The organism is Ferrimonas sp. SCSIO 43195 (genome assembly GCF_023716685.1).
GTDB lineage: Bacteria > Pseudomonadota > Gammaproteobacteria > Enterobacterales > Shewanellaceae > Ferrimonas > Ferrimonas kyonanensis.
Map to the genome: position 1 here is coordinate 207602 of NZ_CP072679.1, position 24797 is coordinate 232398.

General features: G+C 58.9%; 24 protein-coding genes. 19 read left to right on the plus strand and 5 right to left on the minus strand.

The window, feature by feature from the left end:
• Nucleotides 1-54: 54 nt before the first annotated feature.
• The gene (locus J8Z22_RS00970; RefSeq protein ID WP_028112660.1) at nucleotides 55-516 is read left to right on the plus strand and encodes a hypothetical protein; all 462 of its coding nucleotides are present in this window, start codon (nucleotides 55-57) and stop codon (nucleotides 514-516) included.
• Here J8Z22_RS00970 and J8Z22_RS00975 read toward each other — a convergent pair.
• Nucleotides 506-2833, minus strand: coding sequence for a Tex family protein (locus J8Z22_RS00975; protein WP_252008390.1), 2328 nt, complete (start codon nucleotides 2831-2833; stop codon nucleotides 506-508). The two genes, J8Z22_RS00970 and J8Z22_RS00975, sit on opposite strands and share 11 nt — an antisense overlap.
• A gap of 159 nt (nucleotides 2834-2992) precedes the next feature.
• Between J8Z22_RS00975 and greB the strand changes: the two genes are divergently transcribed.
• The 4 genes from greB to J8Z22_RS00995 are packed head-to-tail and all read left to right on the plus strand — an operon-like array spanning nucleotide 2993 to nucleotide 6335.
• A complete protein-coding gene (gene greB / locus J8Z22_RS00980; protein WP_028112662.1) occupies nucleotides 2993-3475 on the plus strand; it encodes a transcription elongation factor GreB in 483 nt (160 codons plus the stop codon).
• An 11-nt stretch (nucleotides 3476-3486) separates the two neighbouring features.
• Nucleotides 3487-4212: a two-component system response regulator OmpR gene (gene ompR / locus J8Z22_RS00985; protein WP_028112663.1), complete on the plus strand. Its 726-nt coding sequence runs from the start codon at nucleotides 3487-3489 to the stop codon at nucleotides 4210-4212.
• A 9-nt stretch (nucleotides 4213-4221) separates the two neighbouring features.
• Complete coding sequence (envZ, locus tag J8Z22_RS00990; RefSeq protein WP_252008391.1) at nucleotides 4222-5523, plus strand: two-component system sensor histidine kinase EnvZ; 1302 nt, start codon at nucleotides 4222-4224, stop codon at nucleotides 5521-5523.
• Complete coding sequence (locus tag J8Z22_RS00995) at nucleotides 5508-6335, plus strand: hypothetical protein (RefSeq protein WP_252008392.1); 828 nt, start codon at nucleotides 5508-5510, stop codon at nucleotides 6333-6335. Before envZ ends, J8Z22_RS00995 begins: the two co-directional genes overlap by 16 nt.
• Nucleotides 6336-6395: 60 nt before the next feature.
• Here J8Z22_RS00995 and J8Z22_RS01000 read toward each other — a convergent pair whose 3' ends face one another.
• The 4 genes from J8Z22_RS01000 to hslR all read right to left on the minus strand — a co-directional run bounded on the left by J8Z22_RS01000 (nucleotide 6396) and on the right by hslR (nucleotide 11585).
• Nucleotides 6396-8183 (minus strand): S8 family peptidase, encoded by a 1788-nt coding sequence (locus tag J8Z22_RS01000; RefSeq protein WP_252008393.1) that lies wholly within the window; start codon nucleotides 8181-8183, stop codon nucleotides 6396-6398.
• A 396-nt stretch (nucleotides 8184-8579) separates the two neighbouring features.
• Nucleotides 8580-10121 carry a phosphoenolpyruvate carboxykinase gene (locus J8Z22_RS01005; protein WP_252008394.1) on the minus strand — a complete coding sequence of 514 codons (1542 nt, stop codon included), beginning with the start codon at nucleotides 10119-10121 and terminating at the stop codon, nucleotides 8580-8582.
• Nucleotides 10122-10303: 182 nt separating this feature from the next.
• The gene (gene hslO / locus J8Z22_RS01010) at nucleotides 10304-11167 is read right to left on the minus strand and encodes an Hsp33 family molecular chaperone HslO (protein ID WP_252008395.1); all 864 of its coding nucleotides are present in this window, start codon (nucleotides 11165-11167) and stop codon (nucleotides 10304-10306) included.
• A gap of 13 nt (nucleotides 11168-11180) precedes the next feature.
• On the minus strand, nucleotides 11181-11585 hold the full coding sequence (hslR, locus tag J8Z22_RS01015) for a ribosome-associated heat shock protein Hsp15 (RefSeq protein WP_028112669.1): 405 nt from the start codon (nucleotides 11583-11585) through the stop codon (nucleotides 11181-11183).
• Between the two features lie 258 nt (nucleotides 11586-11843).
• Here hslR and gspC point away from each other — a divergent pair, with 258 nt between their 5' ends.
• From gspC to cysQ, 14 genes are all read left to right on the plus strand, one after another.
• Complete coding sequence (gspC, locus tag J8Z22_RS01020; RefSeq protein ID WP_028112670.1) at nucleotides 11844-12770, plus strand: type II secretion system protein GspC; 927 nt, start codon at nucleotides 11844-11846, stop codon at nucleotides 12768-12770.
• A 20-nt stretch (nucleotides 12771-12790) separates the two neighbouring features.
• A complete protein-coding gene (gene gspD, locus J8Z22_RS01025; protein WP_051252602.1) occupies nucleotides 12791-14959 on the plus strand; it encodes a type II secretion system secretin GspD in 2169 nt (722 codons plus the stop codon).
• A gap of 3 nt (nucleotides 14960-14962) precedes the next feature.
• On the plus strand, nucleotides 14963-16534 hold the full coding sequence (gene gspE, locus J8Z22_RS01030) for a type II secretion system ATPase GspE (RefSeq protein ID WP_028112671.1): 1572 nt from the start codon (nucleotides 14963-14965) through the stop codon (nucleotides 16532-16534).
• A 3-nt stretch (nucleotides 16535-16537) separates the two neighbouring features.
• Nucleotides 16538-17755, plus strand: a complete 1218-nt coding sequence (gene gspF / locus J8Z22_RS01035) for a type II secretion system inner membrane protein GspF (protein ID WP_028112672.1) — start codon at nucleotides 16538-16540, stop codon at nucleotides 17753-17755.
• Between the two features lie 21 nt (nucleotides 17756-17776).
• A complete protein-coding gene (gene gspG, locus J8Z22_RS01040) occupies nucleotides 17777-18214 on the plus strand; it encodes a type II secretion system major pseudopilin GspG (RefSeq protein WP_028112673.1) in 438 nt (145 codons plus the stop codon).
• Nucleotides 18214-18798 carry a type II secretion system minor pseudopilin GspH gene (gene gspH / locus J8Z22_RS01045; protein WP_252008398.1) on the plus strand — a complete coding sequence of 195 codons (585 nt, stop codon included), beginning with the start codon at nucleotides 18214-18216 and terminating at the stop codon, nucleotides 18796-18798. The genes gspG and gspH overlap by 1 nt, the downstream gene beginning before the upstream one ends.
• Nucleotides 18799-18827: 29 nt before the next feature.
• Nucleotides 18828-19163: a type II secretion system minor pseudopilin GspI gene (gspI, locus tag J8Z22_RS01050; RefSeq protein ID WP_371878123.1), complete on the plus strand. Its 336-nt coding sequence runs from the start codon at nucleotides 18828-18830 to the stop codon at nucleotides 19161-19163.
• Entirely contained in the window at nucleotides 19144-19869 is a 726-nt protein-coding gene (gspJ, locus tag J8Z22_RS01055; protein ID WP_028112676.1) for a type II secretion system minor pseudopilin GspJ, read from the plus strand. The genes gspI and gspJ overlap by 20 nt, the downstream gene beginning before the upstream one ends.
• Before the next feature lie 56 nt (nucleotides 19870-19925).
• Nucleotides 19926-20864: a type II secretion system minor pseudopilin GspK gene (gene gspK / locus J8Z22_RS01060; RefSeq protein WP_051252610.1), complete on the plus strand. Its 939-nt coding sequence runs from the start codon at nucleotides 19926-19928 to the stop codon at nucleotides 20862-20864.
• Complete coding sequence (gspL, locus tag J8Z22_RS01065) at nucleotides 20861-22060, plus strand: type II secretion system protein GspL (RefSeq protein WP_252008409.1); 1200 nt, start codon at nucleotides 20861-20863, stop codon at nucleotides 22058-22060. The genes gspK and gspL overlap by 4 nt, the downstream gene beginning before the upstream one ends.
• Nucleotides 22057-22533 carry a type II secretion system protein M gene (locus J8Z22_RS01070; protein ID WP_084144392.1) on the plus strand — a complete coding sequence of 159 codons (477 nt, stop codon included), beginning with the start codon at nucleotides 22057-22059 and terminating at the stop codon, nucleotides 22531-22533. Before gspL ends, J8Z22_RS01070 begins: the two co-directional genes overlap by 4 nt.
• Nucleotide 22534: 1 nt before the next feature.
• Nucleotides 22535-23287 carry a type II secretion system protein N gene (locus J8Z22_RS01075; RefSeq protein ID WP_028112680.1) on the plus strand — a complete coding sequence of 251 codons (753 nt, stop codon included), beginning with the start codon at nucleotides 22535-22537 and terminating at the stop codon, nucleotides 23285-23287.
• A 115-nt stretch (nucleotides 23288-23402) separates the two neighbouring features.
• A complete protein-coding gene (nudE, locus tag J8Z22_RS01080; RefSeq protein WP_028112681.1) occupies nucleotides 23403-23954 on the plus strand; it encodes an ADP compounds hydrolase NudE in 552 nt (183 codons plus the stop codon).
• Between the two features lie 25 nt (nucleotides 23955-23979).
• The gene (gene cysQ / locus J8Z22_RS01085) at nucleotides 23980-24792 is read left to right on the plus strand and encodes a 3'(2'),5'-bisphosphate nucleotidase CysQ (RefSeq protein ID WP_252008411.1); all 813 of its coding nucleotides are present in this window, start codon (nucleotides 23980-23982) and stop codon (nucleotides 24790-24792) included.
• Nucleotides 24793-24797 lie beyond the last annotated feature (5 nt).

A 24797-nucleotide genomic window follows, 5' to 3' on the forward strand; every position in this document is an offset into this window, starting at 1 on the left:
ATTTTTTTACTTTTTAGTGGGATTGGAGAATAATTAACCAGGAGAGGAGAAGCGATGTTCCTGGTATCCAATTACCCACAAGTGCCGATAGTGACCACCAACCCTGCCACCGACGACGTTCGGCAGCAGGAGTTGGCTCGTGCGCCTGTGGTTCCGCCACGGGAGGCGGACAAGTCGGCGTCCGAGCGGGCTCTGGACCCGGAACACGATCGCATCAATCATCAGAAAAGCGGCAAACTGAAACGGCGCCAGTCGGACGAGGAGTCCTCCGGTGAGGAGGGGCAGCAACAGCATTCGTCTCAGTCCCCACCTCAGTTTGAGATCTGGCGTCCCCCCACGTTTGCCCGTCCTGGCGTCAGCCGCCAGGACAGTGACGGTCGAGGCCCCAGGGTCGATGCCCACCCGGGCGCTCACTTAAATGACACGGATTACCAGCGATTTACCCGCATCATTAAGCGCTTTTACACCCAAGTGGCACAGCCCGCCGAGCCGCCCGCTTTTCAGGTTAACGCTTAGCCTTGGCAAAGGCATCGGCAAAGGCGTTACCCATGGCGCCAGCCGGAGACGACGACGGGCGCGATTTGGCGTTGCCACGTGCAGACGGCGCTAACGGCTTGCGCTTGTCCTGAGGACGGCCCTTGGCTTTGCTGGCTTGCCCGGGTTCGTCATCCAGGCGCATGGACAGGCCGATACGCTTGCGTTCGATGTCCACTTCCATCACCTTCACTCGCACCACATCGCCGGTTTTGACCACCTTGCGCGGATCATCCACAAACTGGTGCGATAGGGCCGAGATGTGTACCAGACCGTCCTGATGGACACCGATGTCCACAAAGGCGCCGAAGTGGGTCACGTTGGTGACCACGCCCTGCAGCACCATCGCCGGCTGCAGATCTTTCAGTGTTTCGACGCCATCGGCAAATTGCGCGGTTTCAAACTGGCCACGGGGATCCCGTCCTGGTTTGTCCAGTTCGGCCAATACGTCGGTGACGGTGGGGATGCCAAATTGCTCGTCGGCAAACTGAGACGCCGACAGGGTCTTGAGAACCTGACTGTTGCCCAGCAGGGCGTCCAGAGGTTTGCCGCACTGGCGGCTGATGCGCTCAACCAGAGGGTAGGCTTCCGGGTGCACGCCGGAGCTGTCCAATGGGTTGCGGCCCTGATTGATGCGCAGGAAGCCGGCGCTTTGCTCAAACGCTTTGGGGCCCAGTCTTGGCACCTTGAGTAACTGTTTTCGCTCGGCAAAGGTGCCGTGCTGATCCCGGTAACTGACCAGATTGTGGGCCAGAGTCTGGCTTAATCCGGCGACCCGGGTCAGCAGGGCGGCCGAGGCGGTATTGACGTCGACGCCGACGGCGTTGACGCAGTCTTCCACCACCGCATCCAGAGAGCGGGCCAGCTGAGTCTGACTGACGTCATGCTGATATTGCCCAACGCCGATGGATTGAGGGTCAATTTTCACCAGTTCTGCCAGGGGATCCTGCAGCCGGCGGGCGATGGAGACGGCGCCGCGCAGGGACACATCCAGATCCGGGAACTCTTTGGCGGCGGTTTCGGAGGCGGAATAGACCGAGGCGCCGGCCTCGCTGACCATCACTTTCTCCAGCTTCAGTTCCGGGTGGCGCTGCTTCAGTTCCGCCGCCAGCTTGTCGGTCTCCCGTGAGGCGGTGCCGTTGCCGATGGCCACCAGCTCAACTCCATGGGTTCTGGCCAGCTTGGCCAGGGTCTGAATCGAGGCGTCCCATTGATTGCGGGGCGCGTGGGGATAGATGGTGTCGGTGGCCAGCAGTTTGCCGGTGTGATCCACCACCACCACTTTGACACCGGTGCGCAGGCCGGGATCCAGCCCCAGGGTGGTGCGGGGGCCAGCCGGGGCGGCCATCAGCAGGTCCCCCAGGTTGTCGGCGAACACCTTGATGGCGTCGGCTTCGGCCCGCTCCCGCATCTGCCCTAACAACTCGGTTTCCATCTGCAGGCTGAGTTTGACCTTCCAGGTCCACTGCACCACGCTCTTGAGCCAGGCATCGGCGGGCTGGTTGCCCAGCTTCAAGTTGAGGCGCTCGGCGATGATGGCTTCGCATTGGCTGTGTTTGCTACCGGGTTCCGCTTGCGGGTCGGCATTCAGCGTCAGGGTCAGCACGCCTTCGTTGCGGCCGCGCAACATTGCCAGCGCCCGGTGTGACGGGATGCGTTTCAAGGCCTCGTCGTGTTCAAAGTAATCGCGGAATTTGGCGCCCGCCTGCTCCTGTCCCGGGCTGACTCTCACTTCCATCTGTGCCCGCTGATTCATGTGCTCACGTACGGCGGCGATCACCTCGGCCTGTTCGGCAAACCGCTCCATTAAAATGGCGCGGGCGCCGTCCAGGGCGGCCTTGCTGGTGTCGATGCCAGCGTCGGCATTGAGGTAGTCGTTGGCGGTCTGTTGCGGATCCAGCTGGCGCTGGTTCAGCAGTGCATCCGCCAGCGGTTCCAGCCCGGCTTCCTTGGCGATCTGGCCCTTGGTGCGCCGCTTGGGCTTGTAGGGCAGATACAGATCTTCCAGCTCGGTCTTGCTGTCGGCGGCGCGGATCTTTGTAACCAGAGTTGTATCCAGCTTGCCTTGTTGGTCGATGCTTTGCAGAATCGTTTCACGGCGGGCATCCAGCTCCCGCAAGTAGTTCAGACGGCTATGCAGTTGCCGCAGCTGGGTATCATCCAGGCCGCCGGTCACCTCTTTACGGTAACGGGCGACGAAGGGCACGGTAGCACCGTCGTCCAGAAGGGCGATGGTGGCGTCCACCTGTTGAGTACGAACCTGGAGTTCCTGGGCGAGTCGTTGAGCGATGGTCTGCATAGCGAGTCAAATGGCCTTTGTCTGGTGTAGGTTGGAAATAAAAACCGACTGGCACCATAGCACACCCGGCAGGAATGTTGTGTCAGATTGAGGCGCAAAGGCTCAGGGGTTGATATCATTACAGTTCCTCGGATTGACCCGTTAAGAAATTGAAGCCAAATGAAAAAAGCCAATTTGATTACCCGTGAAGGCTGGAATCTTCTGGAGCAGGAGCTGAAGTACCTGTGGAAAGAGGAGCGCCCCAGGGTGACTCAGGCCGTACAGGAAGCGGCGGCACTGGGGGACCGATCTGAAAATGCCGAGTACATCTACGGCAAAAAGCGTCTGCGGGAGATCGACCGACGGGTGCGGTTTCTGTCCAAGCGGATGGAGGTGTTGCGCATAGTCGAGCCCGATGTCCGCCAGGAGGGCAAGGTGTTTTTCGGAGCCTGGGTGGAGTTGGAGTCCGAGGCCGGTGAGCACAGCCGATATCAGCTGGTGGGACCGGACGAATTTAATGTCAGCGAGGGTAAGGTGAGTATCGACTCGCCGCTGGCCAGAGCCTTGTTGGGCAAGCAGGTGGATGACGAGGTGATCGTTGCCACACCTGAAGGCGAACAGGTGTACTATATCAACGAAATACGCTATCGAGCAGCGGATTAAGGGAGAGGCGAATGAATCAGGAAACCTCCAAGGTACTGGTGGTGGACGATGACCTGCGGTTGCGTGGGTTGATCGAACGTTATCTGGGTGAGCAGGGCTATCAGGTGCGTGCGGCGGCCAACGCCGAACAGATGGATCGCCTGCTGGAGCGGGAGAATTTCCACCTGCTGGTGCTGGACCTGATGTTGCCTGGTGAAGATGGCCTCAGTATCTGCCGTCGTCTGCGCCAGTCCAACAATGAGATTCCCATCGTGATGTTGACCGCCAAAGGCGATGAAGTGGACCGCATCATTGGCCTGGAACTGGGGGCCGATGACTATCTGCCCAAGCCTTTTAATCCCCGTGAGTTGTTGGCACGGATTAAGGCGGTACTGCGCCGTCGCCCCGGCGAACTGCCCGGTGCCCCGTCTCAGCAGGAGCAGGAGGTGGTGTTTGGTGATTACCGTCTCAACCTGGCGACCCGGGAGATGTTTAAAGGCGATGAAGTGATTCCGCTGACCTCCGGTGAATTTGCGGTGCTCAAGGTGCTGGTGTCTCATCCCAGAGAGCCGATGAGTCGGGACAAACTGATGAACCAGGCCAGGGGCCGGGACTACAGTGCCCTGGAGCGATCCATTGATGTGCAGGTGTCGCGCCTGCGCCGGTTGATCGAAGATGACCCCAGTAACCCAAGATACATTCAGACCGTCTGGGGCCTGGGCTATGTCTTTGTTCCCGACGGCAGCTCGGCTAAGTAGCGCCAGCCGATGTTGACGCGACTGCTGCCCCGCAGCAATTTTGGTCAGACGGTGTTGCTGATTGGCTGCCTGCTGCTGATCAACCAACTGGTGTCCTATGTGTCGATGTCGATCTACGTGATTCGGCCATCGACGCAGCAGATCAACCAATTGCTGGCGCGTCAGGTGGAGCTGCTGTTTCGCGATCTGGAGCTGGATCGTACTCGGCTAACGGTGGTCGATGCGCTGCGGGACAAGCTGGAAGACGACGATTACATGGAGGTGTTCACCCAACCTGAGGCGCGCAAGAACGGCCTGAGCATGGCCCGGCGTTACTACGTGCTGTCGGATCAGATGTCCCAGTACCTGGGGGGCGATGCCGAAGTCCGCATCTCCGCCGGTGAGCAGTTCCTGATCTGGATTCGCCCGCCTCAGGCCCCGTCGGTGTGGCTGCGGGTCCCCCTGACCGGCTTCGATGAGTCGAAAATCTCTCCTCTGACTATTTACCTGATGGTGATCGGTGCCCTGTCGGTGGCCGGCGGTTGGTGGTTCGCCCGTCAACAGAGTCGTCCCCTGAGGCGGTTGCAACGGGCGGCGCTGGCGGTGTCGCGGGGGAAATTCCCGGATCCGCTGCCACTAAAGGGGCCGGCGGAAGTGGTGGCGGTGATCCAGGCATTCAACCAGATGTCCCGTTCCATGAAGCAGTTGGAAACCGACCGCCAGTTGCTGTTGGCCGGGGTGTCTCATGACCTGAGAACCCCACTGACCCGCATTCGTCTGGCCAGTGAGATGATGGGAGACCAGGACAGCTTCCTGAAAGAGGGCATCGAGCACGACATCGATGACATGAACCAGATCATCGATCAGTTCATCGAATTTGTGCGCGGCAATCCGGCGGAAGAGTTGACCGAACACAGTTTGGATCAGCTGCTGCAGGAGGCGGCACAGCAGGAGAGTCTGCGTCACACCGAGGTGAAGCTGGAATTGGGGCAGGTGCCGGCGATTCCGCTGCCGCTGGTGGCCATGAAACGGGTGCTGGCCAACCTGATTGAGAACGGCATTCGTTATGGTGGCGGCGACCTGAAATTGAGTTCTGGCTTTGATGACCAGTGGGTGTGGTTTTCGGTGGCCGACAACGGCCCAGGCATTCCACCCCAGAAAATAGAGGCGTTGTTTGAGCCCTTTACTCAGGGGGATACGGCGCGAGGGTCGGTGGGGTCAGGATTGGGCCTGGCGATCGTAAAACGCGTGGTGGATAGCGAAGGGGGCCGGGTAGAACTGGCCAATCGCAGCCATGGAGGATTGAAAGCGACAGTATGGTTACCTCGTTAATGCTGGCGGCCGCCCTGGCGGCGCCGACCACCCCCCAACTGCTGCCGCTACCGTCGGCGCTGGATGAGATCTCCGGCATCGCCTGGGACGGCCAACAGTTGTGGGCGCACAATGACAGTGGCGACAGTGCCCGACTGTTTCGTTTCTCTGCTGCGGGAGAGCCTCTGGGTCAGGTGCGCTTCAGCGGCGTTCGAGCCCGGGACTGGGAGGATGTGGCCAGCGATGGTGAGCACCTGTTTGTGGCGGACTGTGGCAACAATCGCGGCAACCGTGAGGATCTGACCATCTATCGGACGCCGATTCCCGAGGGCGATGGCCCGGTGAGTGCGATGCCGATCCATTTCAGCTTTGCCGAGCAGACCGACTTTAGCCGCAAGGGCTACACCCATAACTTTGACTGCGAAGCCCTGGTGGCCACCAGGGAGTCGCTGTGGGTGTTTTCTAAAAACTGGGGTAACGGTCGCTCGCGGGTGTATAAGTTGCCAAAAACTCCCGGCAGTTATCGAGTCGAGGCGCAGCAGTCTTTGCCGGTGTGGGGCTACATCAGCGCCGCCGACTGGCAGCCTCAGACGGGAAAGCTGGCCCTGTTGGGCTATCGTGGTGGCTTGGATTTCAATGCCTTCGTGTGGATTGCCGATCTGAACGAGCAGGGGGTCGACTGGGAGCACGCCAAGGAGTACCGGCCGGTCGCGGATGGCCAATGGGAAGCCCTGACCTGGGTTTCGCCGACGACCCTGTTATTGGGTAAGGAGTCCAGCGACGTCAGTGATGCCGGCTGGCAACTGTGGCAGCCACCGCAAGGGGCTGAGTGAGCTTAGAAGCACAAAAACAGGGCACCGAGGGGTGCCCTTTTTAATGGCTGCGAATCGAGATTATTCGTAGCTGATGGTGACCGTCAGGCCGGAGAAGGCACGATAGGCGCGAATGCCGACGTGCCAGGTGCCTGCAGACGGGTTGGAAGCCACGCAGGTTTCGTCATTGCCGTAGTCGTACGGGCGGCACTCGTAGTCACGGGTCGTCGGCTGGCTGCCAAAGCGGGTGTAGAGATCCGCATCGCCGCTGCCGCCGCTGGTGGTGACGGTCAAGGTGGTGGTGCCGGCAGGCACATCGACGCTGTAGAAGACCCAGTCCCGGCGGTCGGCAGAGACGTTCTCATGGATGATGGTGTCGCCATCCCCGTTACCGCCACCGGTGTCGCCCCCGGCCGCTGCTGCGACGGCGGCAGCGGAATCCACCAGGCCGACACCGCAGTTGGAACAGCCATCCGCCCGTGAGGTTGACTTAAGCAGGCTTTCTGCTTTGTCCGGAGTCATGCTGGGATCCGCTTCGTACATCAGCGCGACCAGGCCCGCCACGTGAGGGGCGGCCATGGAGGTGCCCTGAATGTAGTCGTAGTTGTCGGCACCCGGATTCAGGCTGCCGGCGTTGTAGGTGGACAGAACGCCGTTAGGGTCGCCAGCAAAGCTCATGGCGCCGCCGGGGGCGGACACATCCACCACGTTGCCGTAGTTGGAGTAGTAGGCGCGGTTGCCGTCACGGCCGAGGGCAGAGACGGTAATCACGCCGTCACAGTTCGCCGGGTTGTGGACACTGGCGTTTTCATTGGAGTTACCGGCGGCTACCACCACGGTGGCGCCGTTGGCTCGGGCGGTGTTGATGGCGGCTTGTGAGGTGGCGCTACAGGCTCCGCCGCCTCCCAGACTCATGTTGATGACGTCAGCAGGGTTGGCGTTGGCCGGAACTCCGGACACCGAGCCGCCAGATGCCCAGATGATGCCATCGGCGATGTCAGAGGTATAGCCGCCGCATTTACCCAGTACCCGTACCGGTACCACTTTGGCGCCGTAGGCGACACCGGTGACGCCTTGATTGTTATTGCCGACGGCGGCGACGGTACCGGCGACGTGAGTGCCGTGCCAGCTGCTGCCTTGATCGGAGGGCGGGTAGTTGTTGCCGCACTCGCCGGCCAGCACGTGGTCACCGGGATCCTGGGCGTCGCTGTCACGGCCGTCGCCGTCCACGGACACGAAGGTGTCGTTGATCATGTCGTAACCAGGCAGGATGTTGCCCACCAGATCGGCATGGGGACGGTAACCGGTGTCCAGTACGGCAACCACGGTGCCGGCACCGGTAACGCTGTCCCAGGCGGCGGGCAGGTTCATGCCGGCCGCCGCCTCATAATAGTGCCACTGATCGCTGTAGCGCGGATCGTTGGGCGTGGCCAGCGGCCGCAGGATCTGGTCAATCTCGATGGATTGGATGTTGTCATCGGCGCGCAGCATGGAATCCATCAGCTGACGAGCCTGGGTCTGATCCAGGCTCTCTTTGACGGCGAAGACGTGACGCTGGGCCAGTGCCATGCTGCGGACGAAGCGGATGTTGCTGCTCAGTTGGCTGCTAAGGACGTCGGCCTTCTGCTGCATCACCTTACCGCGCTCGGCGCTGCTCATGTTGGACATCAGCATGGGGCCGTTCAGATCCTGCTTATAGTGGACGATGAAGCGGGTTTGAGGGCCGGTGCCGGCGCGCTTGGCCAGCGCGTTGCTGGTGATGGTCAGTCCTGGCCCGGTAGCGGGTTCCCAGGCCAGAGCTGGAGTGCTCAGGGCTGCGGTCAGCGCGGCACTGAGGGCCAGCTTGGTAAAGGTCGTAGCTTGAGTCATGTTCATTCCCTTGATTGAAATAGTTGCGATCGTCAATGTTCGTCCTTCCCCATTGACTGCTCGAAAATTATCACCTGTGCATCTTTTGCTCAAACTGGCGTTTTGCCGATATCGAGGGTGCTGTAATCTCTGCTTTCCACTTGAATAGCCACTTAAAACAGAGGTTTAAACTGAGGTGGTGAGTCGGTGATCCGCAGCCGAAGGCGCTGCATCAAGGGCTGGCGGTGATGGGATAAAGTATTCAATTAAGCGGCTTTCCGTTGCTGATGTAAGCCAATGGCCATTGCCGTTGTAGTCAGCGGATCGGCCCAGCAGGCCGAATTTTTTTTACGGTGACACACAAAATGTAAAAAAGCCGCCCTCTATGGGGCGGCTCGGTGACGATATCTAAAGGTGTCAGCGTTTCGGACCGGCATCGATGATGGCTTGAGGCACGTCGTATTTGACAAAGTTCTCGCTAAACTCGGCCGCCAGCTTAGCGGCATAGCGATCGTATTCGTCCTGATCGGCCCAAGTGTTTCGGGGATTCAGCAGGCTGCTGTCGACGCCGCTGACCGCGACCGGTACCGACAGGTTCAACTGCGGCAGGTGCTCGGTCTTGGTGTCGGCCAGTTCCCCGGAGACAATGGCGTCGATGATGGCGCGGGTGGTGGGGATGTCAAACCGTTGCCCCTGACCGTAAGGCCCTCCGGTCCAGCCGGTATTCACCAGATACACCTTGGTATCGAAACTCTCAATCCGCTTCATCAGCAGCTGGGCGTACACGCCGGCGGCCCTGGGGAAGAATGGCGCGCCGAAGCAGGTGGAGAAGGTGGACTCGATGCCAGCGGAGGAACCCATCTCGGTTGAACCCACTTTGGCGGTGTATCCAGACAGGAAATGGTAGGCGGCGGCTTCTTTGCTGAGGCTGGAAACCGGCGGCAGAACGCCGGAGACGTCACAGGTGAGGAACACCACCGCGTTGGGCTCGGCGCCGCGGTTGGCGGCGATTCGGCGCTCGATGTGCTCCAGTGGGTAGGCCGCACGGCTGTTCTGGGTGAGGCGGTCATCGCCATAATCCGGGGTCCGCTGTGGTGTCAGTACCACGTTTTCCAGCACGGTACCGAAATGGATGGCGTCCCAGATGACCGGCTCATTCTTGGCCGACAGATCGATGCACTTGGCGTAACAGCCGCCCTCAATGTTGAACACCCCCCCCGGGGCCCAGCCGTGTTCATCATCGCCGATCAGAGCGCGCTTGGGGTCCGCCGACAGGGTGGTCTTTCCGGTGCCGGACAGACCGAAGAACAGGGTGGTGTCGCCGGTCTCGCCGACGTTGGCCGAGCAATGCATCGGCAGCACACCTTTGGCGGGCAGCAGGAAGTTCTGCACCGAAAACATCGACTTTTTCATCTCGCCGGCGTAGCGCATGCCGGCCAGCAGCACTTTGCGCTGAGCAAAGTTGATGATCACACAGCCGTCGGACTGGGTGCCGTCTCGTTGCGGTTGGCATTGAAAGCCCGGGGCGTTGTAGATCTGCCATTCCGGCTTATCAGACTGATTGTACTTCTTGGGCACAATGAACAGGTTGCGGGCAAACAGTTGTTGCCAGGCGGTTTCGGTAGTCACCCGTACCGGCAGGTAGTGTTCGGGGTCGGCGCCGACTTCCAGTTCAGACTGAAAACACTCCTTTTCGGCCAGATAGGCCTCCACCTGCAGCCACAAGGCATCGAATTTGTCGCTGTCGAACGGGCGGTTGACCTTGCCCCAGTCGATGTCGGCGTCGGTACTGGGTTCTCGAACGATGAAGCGGTCGTTGGGTGAGCGGCCGGTCCTGGTACCGGTTTCGACACAGAGGGCACCGTTGTCGGCGAGGACGCCCTCGCCACGTGCCAGTGCTTGCTCAACCAGTTCGCTGGTGGAGAGGTTGGGCAATACACGCATCCTGCATGTGGTCATACTGTTTTGACTCCTTGGCGCGATGGTCAGGCCATCAGCCTTATTCAATTTTTTTGGGGACTGGATTGAACATTTACTGTTCAATGAGGAGTGTAGCGAGGATGGGCGCAAAGATCGATGTTCGTGAGCGGGGTCACAGGGCGACCTGATGGTCGCCCTTATTCATTGATAGCGGGAATCTATCAGTGTTGTTGGTCAGACTGGGGGGCGCTGCCGGACCACAGCGCTTCCAGATCGATGCGATCGAAGCGGTAATTTTCGCCACAGTAGTCGCAATGGATGTTGATCTGACCCTGTTCCTCGACGATCTCCAGCAGCTCATCCTTGTGCAGGCTGGCCAGGGCGTTGAGGCTGCGCTGCTTGGAGCAGCCGCACTTGAAGCTGACGTCGGTGGCGTCAAACAGGCGCACCTGCTCCTGGTGGTAGAGGCGATGCAGTACCTGTTCTGCCTCCAGGCCAAACAGCTCGTCGGCTTTGACCGTGTCGGTCAGGGACTCCAGGTGCTCGAATTCCACATCCTGCTCTTTGTCGCTCTGAGGCAGGACCTGCAGCAGCATGCCGGCGGCGTTAACGCCATCGGCGTGCAGCCACAGTCGGGTCTTCAACTGCTCCGACTGGGCGAAGTACTGCTCCAGGCAGCCGGCGACGCTGTCTTCGCTGAGGCCGACGATGCCCTGATAGCGTTCGCCGTCGGTGGGGGTGATGGTGATCACCAGCTGGCCGGTGCCAATCAGCTCACGCAAGTCCTGCTGCTGCGGCTTCCCTTCCCAGCGAGCGATGGCGCGCAGTTGCTGGTTGTGATTGCCATTGACGGCCACCAGGCTGATGGGGCCGTTGCCCTGCAGTTGAACCGCAATTTCGCCTTCGAACTTCAGGATGGCGGTCAGCAGAGAGGTCGCGGCCAGCATTTCACCCATCAGGGTGGCGACCTGCTTGGGGTAGGGTTTGCCGGCCAGCATTTGCTGGTAGCTGTCTTGCAGCTGCACGATCTCACCACGGACGTCGGCTTGCTCGAACAGGTAGCGGTGTAATTTGTCTTGGCTCATGATGGTCTCTCGTTTACTGCTGTTTCAGCTTCATGATTTGGCGGCGTTGTTTTTTGTCGGGGCGAACCGAGGGGTTGGCCATTCCGGCTGCCAGGATGTGTCGAGATGTGGAGGCGGCCTGGCGTTTTTTCAAGCTTTGTTCGGTCTCAAGATACATTTCTTGAGCCAAAGGGGCGGATAACCGCTTCTCGGACAGGCCCTTTATTTCCACTTCTTTTTCATCATGCCCTTGCCATAGTTTTATCATTCCGCCGATAGAAACCTGACGACTGGGCTTGCATCTTTGGCCGTTATAGTGGACTTTTCCTCCACTGACCATTTCCTGGGCCAGAGCCCGGGTTTTGTAAAAACGTGCGGCCCACAGCCATTTATCCAGGCGGACAGCAGTAATTTCTGTATTGGTACGTTTTTTGGTCATGGTCAGTGTCAGATTATGAAAAGAGTGACATAACGGCAGTTTTTAAGATCAAAAACTGGGGAGGCCTCACAGCGTGATGCGGTCGCCAAAGGTAGCATAATTGGTCAAATTTGACCATTATTCGCCTATCTACTTTTATTGTCCAAGTATTATGCTTGTTCGTACGGCAGACCGTGGGTTAGCATGAATATTTGTGAAATTTCTTTCTAAATGAACTCGATAATGCTGCTGGCTGGATGAGTAAAGAGCACTAATAATATGGATTATCTGCAGCAAGGGCTTCACGGTCTTGCAAAACTGCCACAAGCGGCCATTGCCCGCGTTCTTACCCTGTTGTTGGCTGTCTATGCCATCTATATCGCGTCTCAGTTGACCTGGATGTTGGTGCCTGAGACTCAGGAACAGGCGGCGGTATGGCGACCGTCGGTGCAACAGTCCGGCCAGAGCGGGGCGTTGGACTTGACCCCGGTGCAACGGTTGTCGCTGTTCGGCGATGTTGATAAGAGTAAAGAATCCAGCAAACCTAAGCCGGTGGACACCAGCCTGATCACCGATGCTCCTAAAACCACCCTGCGCATTTTGTTGACCGGCCTGGTGGCCAGTTCCGAGCAGGAGCGCGGCATCGCGGTGATCGAAAGTGCCGGCAGCCAGGAAACCTATGGCATCGGTGACAAGATTAAGAGCACTTCGGCCAGCCTGCACGAAGTGTATGCCGATCGCGCCATTATTGTGAATCGCGGTCGCTACGAAACCCTGATGCTGGACGGCATCGAATACAGCAAAACCATCTCCGAAGAGACCAAGAGGCTGAAGACCCGTTCTTCCGAGCCGCGGACTCAGGATATGCGCAATAATAATAAGGTGTCGGCGCAACTGGACGCCGCCCGCACGGATCTGCTGACCGATCCCGGTAAGCTGACCGACTACATCTCAATCAGTCCGGTGAAAGCGGACGGTGGCCTGAAAGGTTATCGCCTGAATCCCGGTAAAGACCGCGCCCTGTTTACCGATGCCGGATTGAAATCCGGTGATCTGGCGGTGGCCATCAATGGATATGATCTCACCCAGATGTCGGAGGCGATGCAGTTACTGGCGGAGTTGCCGGAGCTGACGGAAATGGCCGTGATGGTGGAGCGTGAAGGTCAACTTACTGAAATTATGTTTAGCCTGCCCAACCAAAAATGATCGAGGCTATGGGGAATACAATGAAGACACACACACGCCGAACGCCTTGGATTCGCAATCGCATTGCTGCGGGTCTGATTGCCGGAGCTTCGATTTTTGCCATGGGTACGCCGGTGATGGCGGCTCAGTATGCGGCCAATTTTAAAGGGACAGACATTCAGGAATTTATCAATATTGTTGGTAAAAACCTGCAAAAAACCATCATCGTCGATCCGACGGTGCGCGGTAAAATCAATGTCCGCAGTTACGACCTGCTTAACGACGATCAGTATTACCAGTTCTTCCTCAGTGTGCTGCAGGTGTATGGCTACGCCGTGGTCGAAATGGACGGCGATATCATTAAGGTAATCAAGGGCAAAGACGCCAAGAACGCCAACATTCGCGTCGCGGACGAAGAACGCCCCGGTGCCGGCGACGAAATGGTGACCCGCATCGTGCCGCTGTACAACGTCGAAGCCAAACAGTTGGCACCGCTGCTGCGCCAGCTCAATGACAACAGCGGCGGCGGTAACGTCGTTAACTACGATCCTTCTAACGTACTGATGATCACCGGCCGTGCCGCGGTGGTGAACAAGCTGGTGGAGATCGTCAAGCGGGTCGATCTTCAGGGCGACACCAAGGTTCAGGTGGTGAAGCTGCAGTACGCCTCGGCGGCGGAGATGGTTCGCATCATCGATGCCTTGTACCGCAGTGGCGGCCAGCAAGGCAATGCCAGTGGCAGCATTCCCAAGGTGGTGGCCGATGAGCGCACCAACTCAGTGGTGGTCAGTGGCGACGAGAAGGCCCGCAAGCGGGCGGTGCAGTTGGTGCACTCACTGGATCAGGATATGCGCAACTCAGGGAACACCCAGGTGTTCTACCTTAAGTACGCCCAGGCGGAGGAGTTGCAAGAGGTGTTGTCCGGCTTTGCCGACAGCCTGGAGAAGGCCGACGAGGCCTCTAAGGGCAGCAGCCGTTCCGGCAGCAAGAGCCAAGGCATCACCATCATGGCCCACGCCGATTCCAATGCCCTGGTGATCAACGCCCAACCGGATCAGATGCAGGAGCTGTCGAGCGTGATTCGTCAGCTGGACATTCGCCGCGCCCAGGTGCTGGTGGAAGCGATCATCGTCGAGATCGCCGAAGGCGACGACATCGCCTTTGGGGTGCAGATGTACTCCGAGGCCGGTGGCCTGACGCAGTTTAACAATGGTACCGGCGTCACCATCGGTGAGATCGGTGCCGGCCTGTGGGATGCGCGCGATCAGCCAGGTAGCACGGTATGTACCGGTGTCGATGGCCAGAACTGTACCACCAACCCGGATACCGATGGCGATATCTCCACCCTGGCTGCGGCATTGGCCAAGGTCAACGGCATGGCCTGGGGTGTGCAGTTTGGTGACTTTGGGGCCTTGCTGCAGGCGGTGGCATCGGACACCAACTCCAACGTCCTGGCGACCCCGAGCATCACCACCCTGGACAACCAGGAAGCCAGCTTTATTGTCGGCGATGAGGTGCCGGTGATCACCGGTTCCGCTGCCAGCTCCGGCAACGACAACCCGTTCCAGACTGTAGAGCGCAAAGAGGTGGGCATCAAGCTGACCGTGCGGCCTCAGATCAACGAGGGTGACGCGGTGCAGATGGAGATCGTTCAGGAGACCTCCAACGTCAATGGCCGCACCTCGGTGGACGTGACCTTCGGTAAGCGTGAGCTGAAAACCACGGTTCTGGCGGATTCCGGCGAGACCATCGTCCTCGGTGGCTTGCTGAACGAAGACGTGCAGGAGAGTGTTTCCAAGGTGCCTTGGCTCGGTGACATCCCGTATCTGGGGGCGCTGTTTACCTCCACCAGCTCCAAGAAGACCAAGCGCAACCTGATGATCTTCATCAAGCCGACCATCATCCGTGATGGGGTCACCATGAATGGCCTGTCCGGTCGCAAGTACAACTACATCCGCGCCGAGCAGTTGGCTCAGGATGAAGAGGGCGTGGCACTGATGCCGTACACTCAGGTACCGGTATTGCCAGAATGGGTTCAGCCTCAGAACCTGACCCCGGAAGCCAAGGCGATTCTGGACAACTACCAGAATGGCAATGACATGAATACGCCGATTCGTGATGACAGTGGCTGGATGAACGAGCAACTGGATAGCCTCAAGAAAGACAAGACCAATGGCCTGGGCACCGACGTGCCGCCGGTCAAGGAGTAATCCATGAGTGAGTCGACCCACAATGACGCACTCGAGCAGGCTTTAGAGCAGGCGGAACTGGACACCGAAGCGGTGGCGGCGGATGTCGACACCGACGACGAGCTGGACGCGGGTGGTCAGCGCCTGCCGTTTGCCTTTGCCCGCCGTTTCAGCCTGGTGCTGGATGAGCTGGAGTCCGGCGAGCTGGTGCTCAGCTATGGACCGGATTGCACGCCCAAGGCGATGCTGGAGGCCCGCCGCATTGCCGGTGGCGTCATCAAGCTGCAACCCTTGGATCAGACCGCCTTCGAGCTGAAGCTGACCGAGGTGTACCAGCAGGACAGCTCCGAAGCCCAGCAGCTGATGGAAGACATCGGCAAGGACGATGATCTGACCTCGTTGGCGGATGAGCTGCCGGAAACCGAAGACCTGTTGGATGCCGAAGACGATGCGCCGATCATTCGGCTGATCAACGCCCTGCTGTCGGAAGCGATCAAGGTTGGTGCGTCGGACATTCACGTCGAAACCTACGAGAAAGAGTTGGTGGTGCGGTTCCGCGTCGACGGGGTGCTGCGTGAAGTGCTGAAACAACAGCGCAAGATCAGCTCGTTGCTGGTGTCGCGAATCAAGGTAATGGCTCGTCTCGACATCGCCGAGAAGCGGGTGCCTCAGGATGGTCGTATCTCGTTGCGCATCGGCGGCCGGGCCGTGGATGTGCGGGTGTCTACCATGCCTGGCTCTCGCGGTGAGCGGGTGGTGCTGCGTCTGTTGGACAAGAACCAGGCGATGCTGAATCTCAAACAACTGGGGATGAGCAAGCCGATTCGGGATCAGTTCGATGAATTGATCCGCAAGCCTCACGGCATTTTGCTGGTCACCGGCCCCACCGGCTCTGGTAAGTCCACCACCCTGTATGCCGGTCTGACCGAAATCAACAGCCGCGACCGCAACATCCTGACCGTCGAAGATCCCATCGAATACGAAATCGAGGGCATCGGCCAGACTCAGGTGAATACCAAAGTTGACATGACCTTTGCCCGCGGCCTGAGGGCGATTCTGCGTCAGGATCCGGACGTGGTGATGGTGGGTGAGATTCGGGACTTGGAAACGGGTTCCATTGCGGTTCAGGCGTCTCTGACCGGTCACCTGGTGATGTCGACGCTGCACACCAACACCGCCGCCGGTGCCATTACCCGATTGCAGGACATGGGGGTGGAGCCGTTCCTGGTGTCCTCTTCGTTGCTGGGCGTATTGGCGCAGCGATTGATCCGGACTCTGTGCAAAGAGTGTAAGCAGCCCCATGAAACCAATGCCCGTGAGATGGATCTGCTGGGGCTGTCTCAGCCAGCCACCATCTATCGAGCCTGTGGCTGTGACGCCTGTAACCAGACCGGTTACCGGGGTCGGACCGGTATCCATGAATTGCTGGTGGTGGACGACGCCATCCGCGAATTGATTCATGGTGGCCGCGGTGAACTGGCCATCGAGAAATACGTCCGCCAGTCGGTGCCGTCCATTCGCGCCGACGGTTGCTTTAAAGTGCTTGAGGGCCAGACCACCTTGGAAGAGGTGCTTCGGGTCACTCGGGAGGAGTAAAGCATGGCGGCGTTTGAATATAAGGCCATGGACAGCCGTGGCCGGCAGGTGAAAGGGGTAATCGAAGCCGATACCGCCCGCCAGGCCCGCAGTCAGCTGCGTGAAAAGCAGTTGGTGCCACTGGACATTCAGGTGGCCGCGGCTCGGGAAAAGAGCAAGCAGACGGCTTCCTTCACCTTGTTTAAACACAAGCTGTCCACGTCGGACCTGGCGATGCTGACGCGGCAACTGTCGACGCTGGTGGCCGGTGGCCTGCCCATTGAAGAGGCGCTGAAGGCGGTTGCCGAACAGAGTGAGCAGCCGAAAACCAAAAGCATGGTGATGTCGGTGCGCTCCAAGGTGGTGGAGGGTTACTCGCTGGCCGAGTCGATGCGTGAATTTCCCCACATCTTCGACGAGTTGTATGTGGCCATGGTGGCCTCCGGTGAGAAATCCGGTCACCTGGAAGTGGTGCTGGAGCGGTTGGCCGACTACAAGGAGCGGCAGCAGGAACTCAATTCCAAACTGATTCAGGCCATGGTCTACCCCATCATCCTGACTCTGGTGGCCATCGGCGTGGTGTCTTTCCTGTTGGTGGCGGTGGTGCCTCAGGTGGTAGAGCAGTTCAGCTCCATGGGCCAGTCGCTGCCGTGGACCACTCAGCTGTTGATCGATTCCTCGGAATTTTTACAGAACTGGGGCCTCTATATACTAGGGGTGATCCTGGTGGCGGTGATCGGCTTTAAGCAGTCGCTGCGCAATCGGGACCTGAAGGTGAAATGGCATACTACGGTGTTGAAATTGCCGGTGGTAGGCCGGGTCGCCCGCGGCCTGAATACCGCCCGCTTCGCCCGGACCCTGAGCACCCTGTCGGCGTCGGGGGTGCCGTTGCTGGAAGCGATGAGCATCGCTTCGGACGTGTTGCTGAACCTTAGGGTGCGCGACGCCGTTGCCGAAGCCACCACCAAGGTTCGTGAAGGGGCCAGCCTGCGCGCCTCCCTGCAGCACACCAAGCTGTTTCCGCCGATGATGTTGCATATGATTGCCTCCGGTGAGAAATCCGGTGAGCTGGACAACATGCTGGCTCGAGCCGCCGACAACCAGGACCGGGAGTTTGAAACTCTGGTCAGTGTGGCTCTGGCGGTGTTGCAGCCGTTGATCGTGGTGACCATGGCCGGCGTGGTGCTGTTTATTGTGGTGTCCATCATGCAACCGATGATGGCAATGAATACCCTAATTTAATTACGTCTTTAGAGGTCAGAAATGAGAAACAAACATAACCGTCAACGCGGTTTTACCCTGCTGGAAGTGATGGTGGTACTGGTGATCATCGGCATTATGGCGTCGATGATTGCCCCCAACCTGATGGGCTCCAAGGACAAGGCTGACATTCAGAAGGCGGTGGCGGACATCGTGTCGCTGGAAAACGCCATGGACATGTACCGCCTGGACAACAACATCTACCCCACCACCGAGCAGGGAGTGACCGCGTTGGTGAACCGCCCCAACTTCTCCCCGGAGCCGCGCAGCTACCGTGAAGGTGGTTACATCAAGCGTTTGCCTAAGGATCCCTGGGGCAACGATTACGTGTTGCTGAGTCCAGGTGAGAAAGGTCGCTTTGACCTGTGCTCTGCCGGTCCGGACTTCCAGCTCGGTTCTGAAGATGACATCTGCAACTGGAACCTGACGGACTACCAGTAATGCGGATCTCGCCTCGGCACCAGTCGGGATTTACCCTGCTGGAGATCATGTTAGTGCTGGTGCTGATTGGGGTGGCCGCTATGTCGGTGACCCTGACGGTGGGCGGCGATCCACGCCAGGAGGCGTTGGATAAGGCCGCCAATGAGTTTGCTTCTGTGGTGTCCATGGCTCTGGAGGAGTCGGTGTTGTCCGGTCAGGAAGTGGGCGTGGTGGTGGAAGAGGATCACTATTTCTTTGCCCGCTTCAATGTCGATAAAGACGACTGGGAACCGCTGCAGGCGGAACGCCTGTACCGGGAGCGGCAGATGCCGGAAGGGGTGCTATTGAGCCTGTCTATTGAAGGCATGCCGCTGGCACAGTCCGATGAAGAGGATGAGAGCGAGTTCGGCTTGGATGAATCGCTGTTTGAAAAATCGGACGAGGAGAAGAAAAACAATCCTGAGCCGCAATTGTTGATCCTGCCCTCCGGGGAGATCACCCCATTCTCCCTCCAGTTTGAAGACGACACGGTGCGTCCCACCCTGATGATTGAACTGGAAGGCAATGCCATCGGTGACATCGTGCGCCTGGAGGAGGAGCAGTGAAGCACCGCGGCTTTACCCTGTTGGAGGTGATGGTGGCCCTGGCGGTATTTGCCATGGCCGCGATTGCGGTGGTCAAGAGCGCCGGTGAGCAACTGGCGGCGGTGCCGATACTGCGAGAGAAAACGTTTGCCACCTTTGTGGCTCACAACCGCATGGTGGATGCGCGGTTGGAATCGGCGTTCCCCGAGCTGGGTAACAGTAAAAAAGGCCGGGTGGAACTGGCAGACCAGCAGTGGTACTGGCGCCAGGAAGTGATCAAGACCGGTGACGAGGAGTTCCGGGCCATTCGAGTTAAAGTCAGCCTGGATCCTGGTTTTGACCCCATCATCAGCGAGGTGACCACCTATGTGGCCAAACCGGACTAAGGTCTCCGGCTTTACCCTGCTGGAGATGCTGTTGGCGATGGCGATCTTTGCCCTGCTTGGGGTGGCCACGGCCGGGGTGTTGACCAATGTGCTGTCGGTGAATGAAACCAGCGAGACTCACCATCTGCGGCTAAAGCAGGTTCAGCGGGCCATGTCACTGATGCAAAGGGATTTTGAGCAGATGGTCATGCGTCCGGTCCGCGGCGAAGGCGCCGAGCCCAGCGATTCTAACTATCAGTTTGGCGATGGCTGGATCGACTCCGATGCCGATGGCATCAGTTTTTACCGATTGGGGTGGCTCAACCCCAGAGGCCAGCTGCCACGAGGCACCTTGCAGCAAGTGGGGTACCGGTTGCAGGAGAATCAACTGCAGCGGTTGCATCACATCTATCCGGATCCCATCGAGGGAGACGATCCCCAGGAGCTGGTGTTGCTGGACAAGGTGGTGGATCTGAAATTTGCCTTCTATGTGGACGACAAATGGCAGACCAAACTCAATGGCAGCCCGCTGGCCCGGGCGGTGTCGGTAAAGATGGAGTTGGAAGATTTTGGCGAAGTGGAGCGTCGTTTCCTGCTGCCGGATGGCGTCGGCAGTGCGCAGAATGACGACAGTAACGGCGGCAATAATAACGGTGGCAACAACGGCGGCAGTAATGGCGGCGATAACGGTGATAACAACTCCGGCGGCAACGAGGAGGGCAACTGAGGGTGAAACGACAACAGGGCATCGCCCTTCTCACCGTGTTGCTGGTGTTGGCCGTGATGACCACCATCGCCGCTTCGTTCAGCGAACGCAGCCGATTGGCGGTGCGACGCACGGTCAACCATAACCAGTATGAGCAGGCCTATTGGTTTGCCCTGTCGGCGGAGGAGTTGGCCAAGCGAGCGCTGAAGCAGGATATGGAAGACGCCGACGGCACCGTCCACCTGCAGCAGTATTGGGCCACCGCCGATGTGATCTACCCGGTCGAGGGCGGTCAGATCATCGGTCACCTGGATGACATGCGCAGCTGTTTTAACATCAATGCGTTGTCTCAGGGGTTAACCGACGACGAGAAAAAGGCCAATCCGAACCAGAAGCCGATGGTGCAGAAGCAGTTTCAGGCGATGTTGGAAGACATCGGGTTTGATCTCTACATGGCGGAGATGGCGGCGGAGCGACTGCACGATTACCTGGATGCGGATGATCGTACTCAGGGCAGCTATGGTGCCGAAGACGCGGACTACGAAGCGCGGGAAGTGCCTTACCGTGCCGCCAACCAGCCAATGTGGCACCACAGCGAGATGCGGGCGGTACTGGGGATCAGCCAGCCGATGTACAAAGCACTCAAGGATTACGTGTGCGTGATCCCCGGGGATTCGACTCAGATCGTCAACGTTAACACCGTGCCGGTAGAACGGGCGTCGTTGCTGGTGGGCATGTTCAATGGTGAGCTGAGTCGTTCACAAGTGGAAGATTTGATTGGCAACCGTCCCCAGGACGGTTGGGAAAGCATTGACAAGTTTTGGGAAGAATCGGCGGTGCAGGGTGTCAAGCTGGATGACAAAGCCAAGAGCAGCTTTGTGGTCGACAGCAGTCATTTTCGATTCCGTGGCGCCGCCAAGGTGGATAACACCATCTTTCGGCTTGAGAGTATTTTACAGCGGTCGGGAGGCACCCAGTTTGTGGTGTTGACCCGACAGTATGGAGGCCAACAGTGAGCGAACGATTAGTGGTGCGTCTGGGCGAGCGTGCCGATGCGCCCATTAGCTGGATAACCTGGTCAGAGGAGCAGCAGGCGGTCATTGGATCCGGGGTGTTGCGCAATGCCTCGGCTCTGTCCAGCCTGACTGAGCGAGCCGGCGGTCGGCCGGTGGATGTATTGGTGGACTCCAGTGCCTTGACCCTGACTCAGGTGACCCTGCCAGCCAAGATGGCCCGTCAGGCCATTAAGGGTCTGCCGTTTATGCTGGAGGATGAGCTGGCCGAAGACGTGGATAAGCTCCATTTTGTCACCGGCGAGCGTGACGGTGACGAGTTGGCGGTCAGCGTGGTCAGTCATCAGCAGATGGCGACCTGGTTAAACTGGCTCGGCGATGCCGAACTGGTGCCGAATCGCATCGTGCCGGACGTGCTGGCCCTGCCGTGTCCCTCTGCCTGCAGCGGTGCAGTGATGCAGTTGGAACAGCAATGGCTGTGCCGATTTGGCCTGGGGGGCAGTTGCATCGATCTGGACTGGTTGCCGATGGTGGCCGCCGAACATGCAGATACCGAGCAGCCGACGGCCATCGCCACCTTTACCCCGGCACCGGCGGCCATCGACGGCATCGACTGGCAATATCAGCAGTTGGAACTGCCGATGCAGGTATTGGCTCAGGGTATGGCCCAGTCGCGTTGCAACCTGCTCAGCGGTGAGTACGCCCCCAAGCGTGAATATGGCCGGGTCTGGCAGATCTGGGGCAAGGTAGCGGCGGTGGCGGCGGTGACCCTGTTATTGTCCATTGCCTATCAGGGCATGCAGTGGTATCAGCTCGACAGTAAGCGGGCGGCGGTCCGGGCCGAGTCCGATGCCATCTACAAGCGACTGTTCCCCAACGAGCGGGTGAACGCGGCGCTGCATCCAAGTCAGCTGATGGCGTCTAAGGTGCGCTCCCTGGGCGGTGGCAGTCAAAAGGGGCAGCTGCTGACCATGTTTGTGCAGTTGCAACCGGCCTTTGCCGCCATTCCCGATCTGAAGCCGGTGTCGCTGCGCTACAACGCCGATCGTGGCGAGATCAGGTTGCAGGTCAATGCCAAGAGTTTCGCTCAGTTTGAACAGTTTCAGCAGCACGCCGGTGGCCAGTTTGTGGTGGAAACCGGGGCGATGAACAATGAGGAGCAGGGGGTCAGTGGCGCCCTGACGGTGAGGACACGATGATGGCAGCAGTGAAACTCTGGTGGAGTAAATTGAATCCCCGTGAGCGGCAGATGCTGACTCTGGCGGCGCCGTTTCTGGTGGTCGGGCTGTTCTATTGGATGGTCTGGCAACCTCTGGGCAGCGCGGTGACTCAGGCCGAGCGCGGTCTCAAATCGGAGCAGGCCAAACTGGCCAGCCTGAAGGCCGATGCCAGTCGTTACCTGAATCAAAAGTCCGGCAGTGGCACCCAGGCGCGAGGCAGCCTGAGCCAGTTGGCTACCGAGAGTGCCAGACAGTTTGCCTTGTCCATCGATCGCATGCAGCCCCAGGGCGACAAGTTGCAGGTGTGGCTGGATGAGAGCAGTTTTGATGGTTTGTTGAATTGGTTGTCCTTCCTGTCTGAGCAAGGGGTACGGGTGGAAGCACTGGATCTGTCCAGAGCCGATACCAATGGCAAGGTAGAAGTTCGGCGCTTACAGCTGGTGAAGGGGTAACATGCGTTTTGTAAAATATGGCGTCGCCGCACTGGCGTTGTACATTGTGTTCCTGGTGATTACGGTGCCGGTCTCCGTGGTCTGGCAGTGGGCGCCCAAACCCAAAGGGGTGCAGGTGCAGGGGCTGGACGGCAGCCTGTGGCAGGGCCGGGCTGCAACCCTGACGGTGTCGGGACGCACCCTGGAAAACCTCAGTTGGAACGTGGCTCCCTGGTCACTGCTGCAAGGGAAAGTGGAAGCGGCGGTGTCGGTGAATGGCGCAATCAGTGGTCGCGGTACCGTGGCTTATGGCCTGTCTGGACTGGAGGTACAAGGCCTGCGTTTGGACAGTCCGGTTTCGGTGCTGGTGGGCAAACGACGGTTGCCGTTTCGAACCCAGGTGGCGGGTGACATCAACCTCAACCTGGCCGATGCTGCCCAGGGGCAGCCTTGGTGTGAGCGCCTCGATGGCCGCTTGATGGTCCAGCAGTTGGATGTGAATAATCAGTTCGGCCAGTTTCCTCTGGGCAACCTCAGCAGTAAGCTTAGCTGTCAGCAGGGCAATCTGATGTTGACCATGACCGAGCAGGACAATCGCATTGGCGTCTCCGGAACCGCCATGTTGAAAGCCAACATGCAGGTCGAGCTGGATGCTCGAATTCGGGCAACCGACAGTCAACCGGAAGCACTGACCAAGTCTCTGGGTTTTCTGGGTCAGGCGGATGCCAGTGGCGCTTATCCGCTGCAGTACTCGGGTCGCATCCCCGGGTTTTAGGTCGGGTTTGTCACTACAGGGTCGCTTCGGCGGCCCTTTTTATTATGTGACCAATATCAAATCGGCAGGCGAATGTGTATGCTAATCCCATACGCAACCCTGAATCCTGGAATCCATGAGTTCGCAACAAAAACCGCAGATTATCCACACCGAACTGGTGGCCAAGAGCCGATTGTTTCGGGTCGAGCAGGTCCATCTCAAATTCAGTAATGGCGTCGAGCGCGTGTATGAGCGGATGCAGGGCGGATCCCGTGGCGCGGTAATGGTGGTGCCGATGCTGGATGAGCACACCGTGTTGCTGGTCAAGGAGTACGCCGTTGGCACCGAGACCTATGAACTGGGTTTTGTGAAGGGGCTGATTGATCCTGGCGAAGATGCGCTGCAGGCCGCCAACCGTGAACTGCAGGAGGAGGCCGGTTTTCAAGCCGAACGGCTGACGCCACTGATGGAAGTGGCCTTAGCGCCTGGTTACTTTTCAAGCAAAATGAATATCTTGCTCGCTCAAGGACTGACGCCCAGCAAGTTAGAAGGGGATGAGCCTGAACCGCTGGAACTGGTGCCCTGGCCCATTGCCGATCTGGACGGGTTGTTGGCGCGCGCGGATTTCTCCGAATCCCGAGCGATCAGCGCCTTGTTTTTAGCGAGAAAAGCGCTGAAACTTAGTTAGAGATTTGCCGCGGTAGGTAGAGGTTGTGGAAAGAGATAACACGCTGTTAGAACCCGTCATTGAGATTGCGCGTCAGGCTGGCGAGCAGATTCGAACGATTTACGAACACGGTCATTATCAAGAGATCACCAAATCCGACAACACCCCGGTGACCAGCGCCGACCTTGCCGCCCATGAGCTGATCGTGGCGGCCCTGACCAAACTGGCGCCGGAGATTCCGATCCTGTCGGAGGAAGACGCCGACATTCCATTGAGTGACCGCCAAGGCTGGGGGCGTTACTGGTTGATCGATCCTCTCGATGGCACTCAGGAGTTTATCGCTGGCAGTGGCGACTTCGCGGTAAACATCGCCCTGATTGACAATCACGTGCCGGTGATGGGGGTGGTGTACGCGCCGATCTCCAAGGTGTGCTACTTTGCCGTGCAAGGTATGGGAGCGTTTAAGCGCGCCAATGGCGTTAACAGCGCCATTCACAGTCGTGAGGCCTCTCAGGTTGATAAGGAGATGGTGATCGCCGTCAGTCGCCGTCAGCGTCTGGAAGCGGTAACCGATCTGCTGGAGCCCGGACGCAATTACCGCTTTGTGCCCTTTGGCAGCGCATCGCTGAAGAGTTGTATGGTGGCCGAAGGGGAAGCGGACGTGTATTTGCGCCTGGGGCCGACCGGCGAGTGGGACACCGGGGCATCGCAGTGCATTGTCGAGCAGGCCGGCGGCCGGATTCTGGATATCGATTTGCAGCCATTGTCCTACAATGAGCGCGAGAGCCTGGAAAATCCCAACTATCTGGTTATGGGGGCACCAACGCTACCCTGGCGAGAGATACTGCAGCACGGATAAAAAAA

Coding starts and splice junctions, on each gene's coding strand:
- J8Z22_RS00970 (WP_028112660.1), top strand. CDS start 55: ATGTTCCTGGTATCCAATTACCCACAAGTGCCGATAGTGACCACCAAC.
- J8Z22_RS00975 (WP_252008390.1), bottom strand. CDS start 2,833: ATGCAGACCATCGCTCAACGACTCGCCCAGGAACTCCAGGTTCGTACT.
- greB (WP_028112662.1), top strand. CDS start 2,993: ATGAAAAAAGCCAATTTGATTACCCGTGAAGGCTGGAATCTTCTGGAG.
- ompR (WP_028112663.1), top strand. CDS start 3,487: ATGAATCAGGAAACCTCCAAGGTACTGGTGGTGGACGATGACCTGCGG.
- envZ (WP_252008391.1), top strand. CDS start 4,222: ATGTTGACGCGACTGCTGCCCCGCAGCAATTTTGGTCAGACGGTGTTG.
- J8Z22_RS00995 (WP_252008392.1), top strand. CDS start 5,508: ATGGTTACCTCGTTAATGCTGGCGGCCGCCCTGGCGGCGCCGACCACC.
- J8Z22_RS01000 (WP_252008393.1), bottom strand. CDS start 8,183: ATGACTCAAGCTACGACCTTTACCAAGCTGGCCCTCAGTGCCGCGCTG.
- J8Z22_RS01005 (WP_252008394.1), bottom strand. CDS start 10,121: ATGACCACATGCAGGATGCGTGTATTGCCCAACCTCTCCACCAGCGAA.
- hslO (WP_252008395.1), bottom strand. CDS start 11,167: ATGAGCCAAGACAAATTACACCGCTACCTGTTCGAGCAAGCCGACGTC.
- hslR (WP_028112669.1), bottom strand. CDS start 11,585: ATGACCAAAAAACGTACCAATACAGAAATTACTGCTGTCCGCCTGGAT.
- gspC (WP_028112670.1), top strand. CDS start 11,844: ATGGATTATCTGCAGCAAGGGCTTCACGGTCTTGCAAAACTGCCACAA.
- gspD (WP_051252602.1), top strand. CDS start 12,791: ATGAAGACACACACACGCCGAACGCCTTGGATTCGCAATCGCATTGCT.
- gspE (WP_028112671.1), top strand. CDS start 14,963: ATGAGTGAGTCGACCCACAATGACGCACTCGAGCAGGCTTTAGAGCAG.
- gspF (WP_028112672.1), top strand. CDS start 16,538: ATGGCGGCGTTTGAATATAAGGCCATGGACAGCCGTGGCCGGCAGGTG.
- gspG (WP_028112673.1), top strand. CDS start 17,777: ATGAGAAACAAACATAACCGTCAACGCGGTTTTACCCTGCTGGAAGTG.
- gspH (WP_252008398.1), top strand. CDS start 18,214: ATGCGGATCTCGCCTCGGCACCAGTCGGGATTTACCCTGCTGGAGATC.
- gspI (WP_371878123.1), top strand. CDS start 18,828: ATGGTGGCCCTGGCGGTATTTGCCATGGCCGCGATTGCGGTGGTCAAG.
- gspJ (WP_028112676.1), top strand. CDS start 19,144: ATGTGGCCAAACCGGACTAAGGTCTCCGGCTTTACCCTGCTGGAGATG.
- gspK (WP_051252610.1), top strand. CDS start 19,926: ATGACCACCATCGCCGCTTCGTTCAGCGAACGCAGCCGATTGGCGGTG.
- J8Z22_RS01070 (WP_084144392.1), top strand. CDS start 22,057: ATGATGGCAGCAGTGAAACTCTGGTGGAGTAAATTGAATCCCCGTGAG.
- J8Z22_RS01075 (WP_028112680.1), top strand. CDS start 22,535: ATGCGTTTTGTAAAATATGGCGTCGCCGCACTGGCGTTGTACATTGTG.
- nudE (WP_028112681.1), top strand. CDS start 23,403: ATGAGTTCGCAACAAAAACCGCAGATTATCCACACCGAACTGGTGGCC.